This window comes from Micromonospora sp. NPDC048905 (assembly GCF_040649655.1).
Lineage (GTDB): Bacteria > Actinomycetota > Actinomycetes > Mycobacteriales > Micromonosporaceae > Micromonospora.
In genome coordinates this window covers 220,150-234,652 of the sequence record NZ_JBEZFV010000009.1, presented here as the reverse complement: position 1 = coordinate 234,652, position 14,503 = coordinate 220,150, and the positions used below count along the sequence as shown (strand labels likewise).

Annotated in this window: 12 protein-coding genes and 1 tRNA gene; 9 read left to right on the top strand and 4 right to left on the bottom strand. The window is 69.0% G+C overall.

Annotated elements, in window-relative coordinates; genetic code table 11:
- The first annotated feature begins 57 nt into the window (after positions 1 to 57).
- From AB0C01_RS24375 to AB0C01_RS24365, 3 genes are all read left to right on the top strand, one after another.
- A tRNA-Lys gene (locus AB0C01_RS24375) sits at positions 58 to 133 on the top strand.
- A 439-nt stretch (positions 134 to 572) separates the two neighbouring features.
- Entirely contained in the window at positions 573 to 989 is a 417-nt protein-coding gene (locus AB0C01_RS24370) for a hypothetical protein (protein WP_357250853.1), read from the top strand.
- 629 nt (positions 990 to 1,618) lie between these two features.
- Complete coding sequence (locus AB0C01_RS24365) at positions 1,619 to 2,998, top strand: gluconolaconase (protein ID WP_357572192.1); 1,380 nt, start codon at positions 1,619 to 1,621, stop codon at positions 2,996 to 2,998.
- Positions 2,999 to 3,234: 236 nt separating this feature from the next.
- Here the strand turns inward: AB0C01_RS24365 and AB0C01_RS24360 are convergent, their stop codons facing one another.
- Together AB0C01_RS24360 and AB0C01_RS24355 are read right to left on the bottom strand one after the other, a co-directional pair.
- Positions 3,235 to 3,609 carry a type II toxin-antitoxin system VapC family toxin gene (locus tag AB0C01_RS24360; RefSeq protein ID WP_357250847.1) on the bottom strand — a complete coding sequence of 125 codons (375 nt, stop codon included), beginning with the start codon at positions 3,607 to 3,609 and terminating at the stop codon, positions 3,235 to 3,237.
- The gene (locus AB0C01_RS24355; RefSeq protein WP_357250844.1) at positions 3,606 to 3,860 is read right to left on the bottom strand and encodes a type II toxin-antitoxin system prevent-host-death family antitoxin; all 255 of its coding nucleotides are present in this window, start codon (positions 3,858 to 3,860) and stop codon (positions 3,606 to 3,608) included. Before AB0C01_RS24355 ends, AB0C01_RS24360 begins: the two co-directional genes overlap by 4 nt.
- Positions 3,861 to 4,086: 226 nt before the next feature.
- Between AB0C01_RS24355 and AB0C01_RS24350 the strand changes: the two genes are divergently transcribed.
- From AB0C01_RS24350 to AB0C01_RS24340, 3 genes are all read left to right on the top strand, one after another.
- Complete coding sequence (locus tag AB0C01_RS24350) at positions 4,087 to 4,554, top strand: hypothetical protein (RefSeq protein WP_357572191.1); 468 nt, start codon at positions 4,087 to 4,089, stop codon at positions 4,552 to 4,554.
- Positions 4,547 to 5,461 (top strand): alpha/beta hydrolase, encoded by a 915-nt coding sequence (locus AB0C01_RS24345; RefSeq protein ID WP_357572190.1) that lies wholly within the window; start codon positions 4,547 to 4,549, stop codon positions 5,459 to 5,461. The genes AB0C01_RS24350 and AB0C01_RS24345 overlap by 8 nt, the downstream gene beginning before the upstream one ends.
- Positions 5,462 to 5,770: 309 nt before the next feature.
- Entirely contained in the window at positions 5,771 to 8,470 is a 2,700-nt protein-coding gene (locus tag AB0C01_RS24340; RefSeq protein WP_357572189.1) for an RICIN domain-containing protein, read from the top strand.
- A gap of 44 nt (positions 8,471 to 8,514) precedes the next feature.
- Here the strand turns inward: AB0C01_RS24340 and AB0C01_RS24335 are convergent, their stop codons facing one another.
- Complete coding sequence (locus AB0C01_RS24335) at positions 8,515 to 9,720, bottom strand: DUF1996 domain-containing protein (RefSeq protein ID WP_357572188.1); 1,206 nt, start codon at positions 9,718 to 9,720, stop codon at positions 8,515 to 8,517.
- Between the two features lie 335 nt (positions 9,721 to 10,055).
- Here AB0C01_RS24335 and AB0C01_RS24330 point away from each other — a divergent pair, with 335 nt between their 5' ends.
- The 3 genes from AB0C01_RS24330 to AB0C01_RS24320 all read left to right on the top strand — a co-directional run bounded on the left by AB0C01_RS24330 (position 10,056) and on the right by AB0C01_RS24320 (position 13,995).
- On the top strand, positions 10,056 to 12,275 hold the full coding sequence (locus AB0C01_RS24330) for a peptidase M6 immune inhibitor A (protein WP_357572187.1): 2,220 nt from the start codon (positions 10,056 to 10,058) through the stop codon (positions 12,273 to 12,275).
- Positions 12,276 to 12,408: 133 nt separating this feature from the next.
- The gene (locus AB0C01_RS24325; RefSeq protein ID WP_357250826.1) at positions 12,409 to 12,705 is read left to right on the top strand and encodes a DUF6582 domain-containing protein; all 297 of its coding nucleotides are present in this window, start codon (positions 12,409 to 12,411) and stop codon (positions 12,703 to 12,705) included.
- A gap of 57 nt (positions 12,706 to 12,762) precedes the next feature.
- Entirely contained in the window at positions 12,763 to 13,995 is a 1,233-nt protein-coding gene (locus AB0C01_RS24320; RefSeq protein WP_357572186.1) for an FUSC family protein, read from the top strand.
- 10 nt (positions 13,996 to 14,005) lie between these two features.
- Here the strand turns inward: AB0C01_RS24320 and AB0C01_RS24315 are convergent, their stop codons facing one another.
- Positions 14,006 to 14,431, bottom strand: a complete 426-nt coding sequence (locus tag AB0C01_RS24315; RefSeq protein ID WP_357250820.1) for a VOC family protein — start codon at positions 14,429 to 14,431, stop codon at positions 14,006 to 14,008.
- Between the last annotated feature and the right edge of the window lie 72 nt (positions 14,432 to 14,503).

Here is a 14,503-nt window from a genome sequence, read left to right as displayed (position 1 = left end):
GGGTTGCCGGGCCGGCCGGCCCGGTGCGGTGTTAACGTCTCATCCCGTTGCCGGCGAGCGCCGCTAGCTCAACTGGCAGAGCAGCGGACTCTTAATCCGCGGGTTCGGGGTTCGAGTCCCTGGCGGCGCACCAACGATCAAGGCCCTGAACTGGTGTTCAACGCCGGTCCGGGGCCTTTTGGGTACGTCGGCCTGCATGGTCGGCCGCGAGGGCTGGACCGTGGGTTCGTCGGTGACGCGGCCGTCCCCCGCGAAGACCCGGCGGCACCGCGAGACCGGACAGGTCGAACGGTCCGGGCCGGTACGGTCCGAAGAGCAGGTGGAGTATGGACAGTGCCCACCCGTGTCGAGCCGGTGCCTCGCGGAGCTCGTGGTGGCGCTCGACCGCTGACACTCGCCGGTCCGCGGCCGCCGGTGTCGAATCGGCGTTCACCAGCGGAGTGCACCTCGCCCTTGGCGTCGTCTCGGCCACGTTCCTCGCCGGGGCGGTGCTGGCGCGCGGCGGTTCTGCTGCGTCCGGTCTCCCGCTAAGGTTGTCAACAATCTCATACGGAAAGGCGGACTCCTCTTCAATGGACACCATTCTCCTCACCGATGCCAGCCGCATTATCGCCGGGGTCGCGCTCCTGACCATCGTCACCATCGAGCTCGGTGGATTTCTCATGACCCGGATCGCGAGCGGCGCGGTGGAGATGACTTCGTTCCAGAAATCCTTCGCCCGCGCCGGCCACGGCCATGCCGGTGTGCTCGTGACATTGAGTTTGATCTGCCTCGTGCTGGCCGACCTCGGCAATGTCGACGGTGCTGCCGGCTGGATCGCCCGGATCTGCATCCCCTTGTCCGCGGTGGTGATGTCGGCCGGCTTCTTCGCCGCCTCGGCCGGGCGGGACCGCACCACCCCCAACCGGTTCATCCTGGTGCTCTACCTGGGCGCGGCGTTGCTCACCGTCGGGGTGGCGACCCTGGGCATCGCTCTGCTCGCCGCCTGACCACGCACCCGTCGACATGCCGGCACCCCCCGCGGGGGATGCCGGCATTCGTCGTCTACATGGGCCGGACCCTGTCCGAAAGCGGAATCGTCACTGGCGCCGAGCGCTACGGCGGGGTCAGGAGCTGCCCTGTGCAGTCGGGATCCCGCACCACTGCCGATCTCTGACGGGGTCCGTATCGGCACGGTCCGGCGCCGCCTTCCGCGGTACCCGGGCCGGGCCCCACCATGTCCGCCGCACGTGGGCCGGGACCGGTCAGGCCCTGAGCGGACATGTCGAAGACCTTCCCTCGCCTGCGTGGGTGCGCCTTATTGGGCCCATGACCGGAGGCACCGCCGGGATTAATCCAAAGAATGAGCGACGACACGCGATCGGGGAAACAAAGCGCGGAAGCTCATTTTGGTCGCCCGGAAGTCGTGGCAATCTACGGGGCGATGAGCGCGTCGTGCGGAGCGGTGATGCCTGCCGCTTCGGGTTTGCCGCGTTCGAACAGGACTGATCCACAACCGTTTTTTTCATGATCCCGGGACGGGCGGGGATCGGACAGCTCCGCCGGCGAGCATCCTCGGTGTCGACAGCCCGCGAGCCGGACGATGTTCGCCTCCGGTCTACGGGGTATAGCTGACCGGATGAAGAAGACCGTGTACGCGGCGCTGGCCGGCGGCCTGGCGCTCACGCTGGCCGCCTGCTCCTCCAACGGGCCGGCCGCCCCCGTCCCGTCCGGGACGACCGTGCCGTCGCCCTCCGGCTCCACTCCGGCCGCCGGTCCGGCGCTGGCCGACACGGCCGTGCGTGCGCTCGCCGGCACCGACACCGATCCGTTCGATCAGGTCCGGCGGTTGCAGGCGCCCCCCGGCTGGAAGGTCGACGTCTGGGCCCGGGTGCCCGGCGCGCGGCTGCTGGCCTGGACGCCGGACGGTCGGCTGCTTGTGTCGCGCCCCCGCTCGGGCGATGTGCTCGCGCTGGTGCCGGGGAAGGACGACGCCGCGCCGACCCGGGGGACGCTGATCAGCGGGCTGAACCAGCCGCACGGGCTGGCCTTCCGGGGCGACACGCTCTACGTGGCCGAGAGCGACCGGGTCGACAGCTTCACCTACCGTACCGGCGTGCTGTCGGACCGGCGCGTCGTCGTCGAGGGGCTGCCCGACGCGAAGAGCCCCGAGCTGCGAGGCACCTATGCCCATGCGCTCAAGAGCGTGACGGTGGGCAGGGACGGCGCGGTCTACGTCTCGATCGGTTCGACAGGCAACGTGTCGGTCGAGGACCGGGACGCGGTCCCGCAGCGGGCCGCCGTGCTGCGGGTGTCGGCCGGCGGTGGGCGGCCCGAGGTCTTCGCCCGCGGCGTCCGCAACGGCACCGGGCTCGCTGTCGACCCGGACGGTGCGGTGTGGACGGCGGTCAACAACCGGGACAACGTGGCGTACCCGGTGGACCGCGACTACGACGGCGACGGCACGGCCGACCAGGGGCGCACCCTCCAGGCGTACGTGAACGACCACCCGCTCGAACCGTTGGCCCGGCTGACTCGGGGCCGCGACCTCGGCTGGCCGTACTGCAACCCGGACCCCGACGTGGAGCTGGGCGCGAAGGACTCGCCGTTGAGTTACACCCGACGGCCATTCGTCCGGGATGTCCAGCACAACTCCGACGGCAACAAGCTCGACTGCGCGGCGCTCCCCCCCGTCGAGCAGGGCCTGGCCGCCCACTCGGCCCCACTGGGGCTGAGCTTCACGGGGTCGCCGGGCCTGCCGGGCGGTTACGGGTCTGGTGCCCTGGTCGGTGTGCACGGCTCCTGGAACCGGACACCGCCGCGGGCTCCGCAGGTGTCATTCTTCCCCTGGCGCGCAGGCACCCTCGGCCCGGAGCAGGTCCTGCTGACCGGGTTCCAGGCGTCGGACGGCTCCCGCTGGGGCCGACCGGTCATGGCCGTGCAGGGCCCCGATCGGGCGCTGTACGTGAGTGACGATCTCGCGGGCGCCGTCTACCGGCTCACCGCCCCCCGAGGGTGATTCGGCACTCGCCCGTGCCCGTGCCCGGTCGGTCGCTGAAGCGACGTAGGGCGGAACGGATGCCCCGGTGTCGGCCGGTAGGGCTGGTGCCTGGGTGTGACTGTGCGGCATGTCCGGCTGATCCGCCGCGGGTGTGCCGAACGGGATGAGGGTGCCGTCCACGTCGAGGAACAGCAATGGACGCGGCGCCGGGTCGGGCATGACCCAAGAGGCTAGCCCTCACCGAGCCGGTCCGATCACACCTTGAGGACGTCCACGTCGTACAGCGCTATCGACGCGTCGCGGGAGGCCAGGGTCAGACTCTCGGTGATCGCTTGGGCCACCAGCATGCGGTCGAAGGGGTCGCGGTGGTGCGCTGGCAGGCGACCGGCGGCGATGGCGTGGGCGTGGGTCACCGGGAGTTCCTGGAAGCCCATGTCCCTTACCCGCTCTGCGAGGTCAGGGGGTCCGCCGAGTTTCCCCGCGCTCTGCTTGATGGTGATCTCCCACAGGGTGACCGGGGAGAGGAAGATGTCCGGCTCGTGTCGCAGTCGGTCGAGGAACTCAGCGCCGAGGGTCGAGTCGCCGGTGATGGCCCAGAGCGCGACGTGAGTGTCCAGCAGCAGGGTCATGCGCCGATGCCGAAGTCGGTGGCGATCTCGGCGTTGGTCTCTGGTGAGTCCCAGTCGCCGGATAGGTCGAGTTGGCCGGCGAGGGAGCCGACTGCGGTGCGGTTGGCCCGCCGAACCAGCGGTACGACCTTCGCCACCGGGGTGCCCGCCCGGTCGATGATGATCTCCTCGCCGTGTTCCACCCGTTCGATGATGCGCGACAGGTGGGTCTTGGCGTCATGCATGTTGTAGTGCACGGCCTCAGCCGACATGGCGTACCCCCTCGCTTAGCTAAGGGATTAGTTTAGCCTGCTTGGCCGTGTGCGCCAGCAGCTTGGCTGTCTGCGGTCGGGTCGCCGGACGCCGTCCGAGTCGGCGCGCTGGGCAGGGTCGAGGGTCGATGGATCACCACGTGGGCCGCATTCGGGACGACATCCGCTGACGCTTGACATGACCTGTCAAGTGCTTGACGATGGGCGTCAAGCGAAGGGGATTGGTGTGCCACCAGCTAATGCGGAACTTGTCACGCAGCTCCTCAGGTTGATCGAGGTTCGGCTGCTCGATCCGTTGGAGATCCTGGTCGACGGTGACCCGGCGATCGACTCGCTGCGGGCCGTCGTGCGGGACCGGGCACACTCCTGGGCCGCCACCATGGTCGGTGGTGACGAGCAGGCCGCCTACGGCGTGATCGTCCGGGCGATCTCGACGCTCTATCCCGGCGACGCCCCGTTCCACCCGCCCCTCGACTGGTGGCGCACCCCACTCGGCCAGATCGTCGCGCGACGGGTGGGCCACCCCACCGCCGAATCGGTGTCGTACGCGGTGGCCGGCGCCATGCTCGGCATCACCCGCCAGGGGGTCCACGACCTGGCCGCCCGCGGCAAACTCGCCCGCCATCCCGAGGGCGGTGTGCTGTCCGCCGCCGTCCGCGACCGACTACTCCGGGAAGGAACCCGACATGCCTGATTCCCTCCTCAGCTCAGGCGGCGTGCCGATCGCGTACCGCGACCTCGGTGGACCAGGACCCTCGCTGTTGCTGCTGCACGGTGCGGGCGGCAACCTCGCCCAGCTGACGACGCTGGCCGAGGAGTTGCGGCGGGCGTACCGGGTGGTCACCGTCGACCTGCGCGGCCACGGGCGGTCCGGCGACGGCCCGTGGCGGTGGGACGAGGTGCTCGACGACCTGGCCGCCGTCGCCGACGGCCTCGGTCTCGACCGCCCCGCGGTGGTCGGGGTTTCCCTCGGTGGGATGCTGGCCGCGCTCTGGGCGCAGCGTCACCCGGAGTGCCCAGGTGTCGTCAGCCTGGACGGAAATCCTCCGCCGAGTCGCCCGGAGCACCTCGCCGGGATGGACCCGGGGCAGGCGGCGACGGAGCTCGCCAAACTGCGGGCGGCCTTCGACGGGATGGCCGCGATGCTGGCCGAGCCGCTCACCGCCGAACGGTTGGCCGCGGCGCTGGCCGGGCAGCGGGCGATGGCCCTGCGGTACGGCGCCGATCCGGCGGACTGGGTGGCCGCCTTCGAACGGAACCTCGTGCCGGGTGACGACGGCCGTTACCGGCTGCGCCCCGATCCGACGGTGACCGGACAGTTGCGGGAGGCGATGGAGTCCCTCGACCTGGTCCCCGCCTACCGGGATGCCCGGTGCCCCCTGCTGCTCGTCCTCGCCACCGAGGACCTACCCGAGCAGGAACCGTTTCACGAGGTGTACGTGGCCTACCGCCGGGCCACCCTGGAACGGCTTGCCACTGTGGACGGCCCACACCTGCGGGTGCTGCCGTTGGCCGGCGCCAGCCACGCGATGGTCGCCGAACGCCCGGCGGAGCTCGCCGCCATCGTCACCGACTTCCTGCACGAGTCAGCTCACGGCTGAGCCGGGAGACTCGGCCGTCGCGCGTGCGGCGCAGGCGCGGATTCATCGGACGATGCCAGTGGGGCGTGGGGCGGGGGTCGGGCGTTCTGCCCGGTACGAGCGCCTTTGCGCATTGACCACTCTTAATTGACTGTTGCAGTCGTCACACGTTCGACATACAGTCCGGGGGAGAGCTTCGTAGCGATTGGAAAAAGAGTGCGGTCGGGCAACAGCACCCCTCCGCCAGTCCTTAGTGGCGTCGCTGTTCCGTGCTCGTCGCTCGATACCCACATTCGGCATCCCGTCGACGGCAAGTGAAAGGAACAGCACGTGAAATCAGCAATTTCCACCGCTCGAACGTCATTGTTGGCGCTCGCGGTGTTCGTCTCGGCCGCAGTGCCGGCCGTGCTGACGAATCAGCTGCCGGCCGCGGCCGCGGTTCAGGCGACCTACTATGTCGCCCCGGACGGCAACGACGCCAACGCGGGGACTGTCGAATCCCCATTCAAGACGCTGCAACGCGCGCGGGATGTCGTCCGTACGGTGAACACGAACATGACCGGTGACATCAGCGTGTTGCTGCGTGGTGGGAGTTATCCGATCAGCAGCACCGTCGAATTCGGCACGAGTGACTCGGGCACCAACGGATTCCGGATCAGCTACGGCGCCTACCCGGGTGAGAAGCCGGTCCTCGACGGTGGTGTCCAGGTGACCGGGTGGACCCAGCACAGCGGCAACATCTGGAAGGCGCCGCTGGACCGCGCCAACAAGCTGCGTGCGCTGTACGTCAACGACAAGCGTGCCGTCATGGCGTCCAAGACGATCAGCTCGGGGGGCTGTTACGGGACGTACACCATCACGGCCAACCAGGCCGCGTGGGCCTGGGAGTCGGGATCGCAGTGCGATGGCGCCAAATACAGTCTGAATGATTTCCCCGCCGTCGCCCGCAACCAGGACGACATCGAGATCGAGACGGGCACGACCTGGACCACGGCAATCGTGGGCGTCCGCCAGGTGACCACGAGTTCCGACGGCGCGAACCGGGTCGCCCTGTTCCAGCAGCCGGGTGCGGCGATCGCCCAGGGCTCGTTCAACGGCAACGCCCAGGTGGGTGGCACCCACAAGCTCATGAACGCCTACGAGTTCCTGGACGCGCCCGGCGAGTTCTACTTCGACAAGGGCACCAAGACGGTCTACTACTACAAGGCCAGCGCCGACAACATGTCGACCGCGACTGTCTACGCGCCGAACAACGTCACCAACCTGCTGCGCGTCGCCGGCACCTCGACCAGCGGCCACGCGCGCAACATCACGTTCTCCGGGCTGACGGTGCAGCACTCCGACTGGAACCTGTTCAACGTCGCCGGCTCGTCCTTCAAGCAGGCGCAGCAGGGCAACCTCGGTGCCCAGGTGTACGCCAAGGGCAACTTCCACGTCTACTACTACCGGAACGTGGACGTGACGCCCGGCATCATCCAGATCCAGAACGCCGACGGGATCCTGCTGCAACGCAACCGGATCCAGCACACCGGCGCCGACGGGATCAACATGATCAACGACGTGCAGGGCACCCAGTTGATCGGCAACTACACCAACGACATCGCCGGCTCCGCGATCACCGTGGGTCATCCGCAGCACGTCTACATCGGAGACGGCACGTCGACCAACCGGGAGAAGTTCTCCGCGCAGGTCGAGGGGCTGCCGAAGAACATCGACATCAAGAACAACTACCTCTACGACAGTGCCGTCCTGTTCAACGGGCACAGCCCCATCTCGGCGTACTTCGCCGACACCCTCACCATCCAGCGCAACCGGATCGAGAAGACCACGTGGTCGGGTATCACGATGGGTTGGGGCTGGTGGAACTTCGACGGATCGTCGGGCTCGATCGTGCCCAACCGGCCCACCACGACGGCCCGAAACAACAACATCAGCTACAACCACATCATCGACACGGTGCAGCGTCTCAGTGACACGGCCCCGATCTACACGCTCGGCAGCCAGCCGGGGACGATGATCACCAACAACTACCTCCAGGGCGTGCCGTCGGGCCACAAGTACGGCCTCCACCCGGACGAGGGATCGGCGTTCATCACCTTCCGTGACAACGTCCTGAGCATCGACAAGAACGTCACCTGGATGATCAATTCCGACGACTTCGGCCGGAAGCACGATCTGAGCATCACGCAGATCTACGGCCCGATCAACAAGGTCTCGAACAAGAACCTGCCGAACAGCACGGTCGCCGACATCCTCGTCTCCTCCGACTATGTCTGGCCCGCGGCGGCGTACAGCATCGCGGCGAATTCCGGCCTGGAGGACGCGTACCGGGACATCGTGCCGGCGAGCACCTTCTCCGCGCCGAACTACGTGCTGCCGGCCAGCACATTCGTCGCGAGCGCCACGGCGTCGATCCCGATCCGGAGCACCGGTGACGCCACCAAGTCGGTCTGGCTGGCGCCGTCCGGCACGACCACCTTCACCGCCGGGGCGACGATGACCAGGGCGGCGGGCAACGCCACCTCGATCGCCGTGCCGACGACGCAGGGCGAGTACCGGCTCTACGTCGTCGACGCACAGGGCAACCGGTCGGCGGAGTCGACCTTCATCGTCCGGCAACAGCAGGGCGGCGGCGGCACGGGGGCCGGGCAGCTCGTGGGTGGCCAGTCCGGCCGCTGTGTCGAGGTGCCCAACTCCTCGACCACCAACGGCACCCAGGCGCAACTCTGGGACTGCTCCACCGGTGCCAACCAGCGCTGGACCCAGACCGCCAGCAAGCAGCTGACCGTGTACGGCAACAAGTGCCTGGACGCGTCCGGGGCCGGCACGGCCAACGGCACCGCGGTCATCATCTGGGACTGCCACGGCGGCACGAACCAGCAGTGGAACGTCAACAGCAACGGCACCATCACGAACGCCCAGTCCGGGCTCTGCCTCGATGCCAACGGCGCCGCCACCGCCAACGGCACCAAGGTGATCCTCTGGTCGTGCAACGGCGGCGCGAACCAGCGGTGGACGCTGCGTAGCTGACCGACCAGACCCCGGGGCCAGGCCGACACGGGCCTGGCCCCGGGCTATTTCTGGTATCCGTAGTTGTCGCAGGTCCGGCGGCCGAGGACGCAGTTCTTGGTGCGCTTGTTCATGGTGGCGACATCCCACATCACGAACGCGTCGCCGTGCATCGACGAGGCGCTCTTGCCCTCCTTGTCGGAGGAGAGGTAGTAGCCCGCCGGGGTGCCCTTCGCCGGGTACCGGATGTCGAAGGTGATCGCCGGGATCCGGACCGGATGGCTGGGTGGGCAGGCGTCGCCGCTGCCGTACGCCACATGGTCCTTGTGGTTGGGGCTGTCCAGGTGCTTGCCGTCCCAGCAGTCGGGGAACTGCATCATGAAGTGCAGCGTCGCGTCCCCACCGCAGATGGGCCAGTTGCCGTTGGTGCTGCGGGCGACGCCGTCGAGGTCCCCCGGGCCGTAGAAGGCGCAGTAGAACTGCCCGGTCGCGCCGCGCGGTGTCGGCTTCTTCTTCTTGGCGTCGCCGGAGATCATGCGCAGGCCGTTGGGTATCGGCATCTGGCCCGTCGAGTTCTTGGCGAGCGATCGGTAGTAGACCCGGAACCCGGTGGTCTCGACCGGCTTGCCCGTCGCGTTGTCGTAGAGCGTGGGCACCCAGTAGGCGGAGTGGTCCTGTACCGGCTTGCAGGAGGTGGCCGTGAACTTCGTCAGGTCGCCGGCGACGGTGCTCGCGTCGACGGCCTTGTTGCCGACGAAGGAGTGCATGTGTGAGGCGCCCGGTAGGCCGGGAGCGACGATCGGGTCATCCGGCAACCGGTGGCTGTACTGGCAGTCCGCGCGGAACTCCGGGAGGTTGCCCACACCGGCCGGGACCGGGTCGATCGACAAGGCCTGGTACGCGTCGGCCTGCGCCTTCCAGGCCGCGCGGTCGACGGGAATCCAGCCGGTGGCGGGGATCGCCGGCGCGGCGGCGGTCGACGGGGTCGCGCTGGTCGACGGGGTCGCGGCGGTCGACGGGGACGTGGACACGGTCGGCGGCGCGGAGTCCGACGTTGCCGCGTCGGGCCGTGGCTGCCCGGCCGACGGCGACGGGTACTGCTGGGCGTTGGCCGCGTTCGACGGCTCGGGCGTCACTCCGCCGTTGCTGAGGTACACGCCCCCGGCCGCGACCACGAGTAGGACCGCCGCTGCGGCGGCCACGCCGAGCTTGTTGCGGGCCGGCCACCCCGGAGGGCGATGACGTGACGGCGGCGGGCTCTCGTACGACACCTGTCACTCCCAACGAGCCGACATGCGGCTGACCCGAACGGCCACGGCCGCCGAATGGTAGGTGCCCGCCGCCCGTACTCGACACTTTCTTAAACTTTCCTTAAAATGCGCGGACCTGAATGTCCATACAGGTCAGTGCGTCGTTCCTGGCCACGGACGCGGTCCCGCCGAATGTTGCGGATTACCGTTCCCGCCGGTGAGATGTATCGCTTTCCCGATCGGTCGAACGTGAAGGTTGCCTCGGGCTACCGTGTCCCCGGTTCAACTGATCATCGTGAGCGGTCGACACCCGACCGACCTCACGGGAACCGGGTTGCACACCCGAAGGAGGTTCCATGGCACGCACCCGCATGGTTGGGGCGCTCGCCGCTGTCCTCGTCCTACCGGCTCTCACCGTCGTGACCGCGACGTCGCCGGCGTCGGCGGAAGCCGTCGCGCCGAAGGTCGCCCCGCGGAGTGACATGCGTGAGCTCACCCGGAAGGACTTCACGCTGGACGGCCGGCCGATCGAGACGCCCTCGCGGTACCAGCCGCGCACGGGCGCGCGGAAGCAGGCGCAGTCGGTGGAGACGCCGGCGGTCGGTACGGTCCGTCAGTGGCTCGGCCTCGACGACGTCCAGGGCTCGGTCTACCGCAAGGACTACACACTGCGGGCGGTCGGTGAGCACATCGAGGTCTGGGTCGCCAACGACCTGGCGTTCCCGGCCGGTGACTGCCGGACGCAGGTGCCGTCGTCGACGCAGATCACCGACGCGCAGGTGAAGCACCTGGTCGACGAGTTCGACACGAACATGTACCCGAAGGAGACGAACGCCTTCAGCACCCCGCCGGACCGGGACGGCAGCAACGCCCAGATCGGGCCGGACGCCAACGGCAATGGCGGGGTCTACACCGGCGCCGGCAACAAGACCGTCACGCTCGTGGACAACGTGCGGGACGACAACTACTACACGTTCCCGGCCGCGCCGACGTACATCGCCGGGTTCTTCTCCGCCCAGTTCAACGAGCTGCTCGACCGCAACGTGATGACCGTCGACGCGTTCGACTGGCTGCACCGCATGACGGCGAACCCGCCGGACGAGCCGACCACCGACCTGTGCACCAGCCGGGGCGCGCGGCCGAACAGCTACGAGGGCACGTTCGCGCACGAGTGGCAGCACCTCGCGCACTACTACGCGGACCCCTTCGAGGGTAACTGGATCAACGAGGGCCTCTCCGACTTCGCCATGTCGCTGACCGGGTACAGCGACTCGAAGGCCACGGTCTTCGACCGGGGTGCCGACGGTCACCTCTACTGCTACCAGGGGTTCGGCACGGTCCAGACGCCGTACAACACCAACCCGCGCGACTGCGGTGGGCCGGAGAACTCCCTCACCCTCTGGGACGAGAGCCCCAACCCGAACGCGGTCCTCGCCGACTACGGCAGCGCGTACTCGTTGATGTTGTTCCTCTACGACCGCTACGGCGCCGACTTCATGTCCCGGCTGCACCGCGACGGTGCCCGGCAGGGCCTCGCGAGCCTGGACGCCGAGCTGGAGACGGTCGGGGTCCACGACGTCTACCAGGTCATCCACGACTTCCAGTCGATGACGCTGCTCGACAAGCTCGTCGGCGAGTCGAAGTTCGGCGTCACCCTCGGCGTCGCCAAGAGCCGGGTCACCACGCCGAGCCTGCGCTCCACGGTCAACCTGGCCAGCACGGCGGCCAACGGCACGCCGGGGGCCGCCCCGAACGGCGCCGACTACGTGCAACTGGGCACGGCCAAGGGCAAGGTGCTCAGCGGTCGCGACCTGCGGTCGGTGACGTTCCAGGGCGCGAAGACCCTGCCCGCCCTCCCGCTGTCGTGGACGACCACCACCCAGGACCCGGACCGGCCGGGCAACGCGGTGCTCTTCTCCGGCAACGCCAACAGCCTCGACTCGACGGCCGTCACCTCGGTCGCCGTGCCGACCACCGACCCGACGCTGCGGTTCCAGGCCAAGTACGGCGCGGAACTCGGCTACGACTACGGCTACGTCACCGTGTCGACGGACGGCGGTGCCACGTACACGGCGATCCGCGGTGACAAGACTGTCGACGGGCCGCGCGGCCCGGCGCTCAACGGTACGACCAGGGGCTTCGAGGCGCGCTCGTACGACCTGTCGGCTTACGCCGGGAAGACCGTGCTGCTCGGCTTCGAGTACGTCAGTGATGGCGGCACCAACGAGGGCGGCCTGCTGCTCGACGACATCACCGTCGGCGGTAAGACGCTCAGCGACGGCACCAGCCTGGCGCCGTTCGACTCGCCGACCGAGATCCGTCCGACCCCGGTCAAGAACTGGAACCTGCGGCTCGTCGGCATCGACGAGAAGCACTCGATCGTCTGGCAGTTCGAGTCCAACGGCCGCTCCGAGGTCACGATCGGCAAGCTTCAGCTGGCCGTGCTGGACGCCTTCCCGAAGGTCGTCGCCGTGGTGGCGTACGACGAGCCGACCGAGCAGGTGCGGCAGTACGCGCCGTACCAGCTCACCGTGAACGGTGTGGTGCAGCCCGGGGGCAGCAGCTCACTGAGCTGATCTCCACCCAGGTCGCGGGGCACCCGCCGTCGAGGTCGACGGTGGGTGCCCCGCCCGCTCTGCCGGGGTCGGCCGGACCGGAAATTCTCGGTCGGAGAGGTGCTGGCGGACAGCGTGCGGGTAATGCGGGGTGATGAAGTCGACCTGGAAGCCCCACGAGAAGCACGGCGGGCTGTCGAGCAAGGACAAGCGCGAGCTGCCGGAGACCGTCTTCGCGTTCCCCCGCGAACGCAAGGAACCGATGACCGACGCGGGTCACGTCCGCAACGCCATCGCCCGGTTCGATCAGGTGCAGGGCGTCACCGACGAGGATCGGGACCTGGCCTTCCAGAACATCCTCGCCGCGGCCAAGCACTACGGTGTCGAGGTCGCCGAGACCAACTGGCGTCAGCTCGGCAAACTCCCGCACACACCGAACCCCGCCCACTGACCGGCGCACCCGCACGATTCGGCGGGTAGGTCCGCCGTCGGCGGGTAAGCGGCGCGAGTGCCCGCAGAGAAGGAGCCGGCAGCCCACCTCGGCCCGGAGTCGGGCGGGGCGTCCCGAACGGTGGCCGGCCTCCGCGAACGGGTGCGCCACGCCGTACGTACCCGTGCCTGGCGGTTCCGCCTCTTCGGTCTGCTCGCCGTGCAGGCCGGCGTCGCGGCGTCGCTCGCCTGGTTCGTGGGGTATCAGTTCCTGGACAATCCGGCCCCGGTCCTCGCGCCCACCACGGCGGTTGGCATCGTGGCCGCCTCGATGGGGTCACGCCTGCGACGTACCGTCGAGCTGCTGGTCGGGGTGATCCTGGGCCTCGCCGTCGGTGACGCGCTCATGCCGCTGTTCGGCATCGGCGCCTGGCAGACCGGCGTGGTCGTGGTGCTGGCGATCATCGTGGCCGTGTTGCTCAAGGGCGGTGGATCCCTGCTCACCCAGGCCGGCGGCACCGCGGTGCTCATCGCCACCCTGGAACCGCCCGTGCGTGACCTGTCCGTCCCCCGCTTCGTCGACGCCGCGGTCGGCGGGCTCGTCGGTCTGGCGGTCGGCCTGCTCTTGGTGCCCATCCACCCGCAGCGGACGGTGCAGCGGCTGGCCGAACCGGTCCTCGACCCGGCCATCGCCGCCCTGCACGACCTGGCCGCGGCCCTGCGTCGTCGGGACCTTGGCGGCACCGAGCAGAGTCTGAACGCGTTGCGGACTCTCGGAGCACGGATGACCGCGCTCGACGAGGGGCTCGCGGCTGCCCAGGAGGTGGTGCGACTGGCGCCACTACGGTGGCGCGAACGCCGGTCCCTGGCCCGATACACCCAGGCCATCCACCATCTTGAGCGCAGTCTCTACGGCTGTCGGGCCGTCGCGCGGAGACTCACCAAGGCTCTCCGGGAGGATGAGCCGATTCCTGCGGAGTTCGCGGCGGCCATCGACCTGCTGGCCACCAGTGTGCAGACGCTGAGACGCACCACCACCCCCGGGCGGGCGGACCCGCAGGAGGCTCGCCGGCAGATTCTGACCGCTGTGGAACTGGTCGGACAGGCGCAGGGGGAGTCCGCCCCGGATCCCACCCGCCCGCACACCCACCGGCTGGGCTACTCGGGAATGGTCGCCGCGGGTGAGTTCCGCACGGCTGCCCACGACCTGCTCATCGCCAGCGGCTTGGACACCACCACGGCGGCAGCGCAGGTGCGGCAGACGGCGGACCGGGACGGGTGGGATTGGCCGGAACGCGGCGCTCGCCCGTGAGCCGTCCGGGTCAGGCCGGCTTGAGCGAGGCCAGGATCTCCTCGTAGTGCGGGTTCTTCATGACACCCAGCACGTTGCCGAACGGGTCGACGACCGAGGCGGTGATGAACCCCTCGTCGCCGTGCGGGGTGATCGGCTGGTACTCCTTGGCACCCAACGCCAGCAGTCGCTCGACGGTGGCGTCGAGATCGTCGACGTACCAGTGCATGAGCACGCCGCCGGGTCCCGTCGCGGCCCCGGGCGGCGCGAACTTGCGGTCGAGGATGCCCAGCTCCGCCTGGTAGTCGCCGATCCGGAACTCGGTGTAGGCCGGGCGTCCGTCCGGCCCGGGGCGCATGAAGTACGCCTCGACGCCGAGGAACTCGGCGTACCAGGCGGTGGCCGCCTCCACGTCGTCGGCCCAGATGTTGAGTGTGGCGAATCCTCGCAGGCTCATCAGCTTTCCCTCCGTCGATGTCGTTGCACACGACGCTATCGGCGATTGCGGAAGATTCGCTTCCGCAATGGT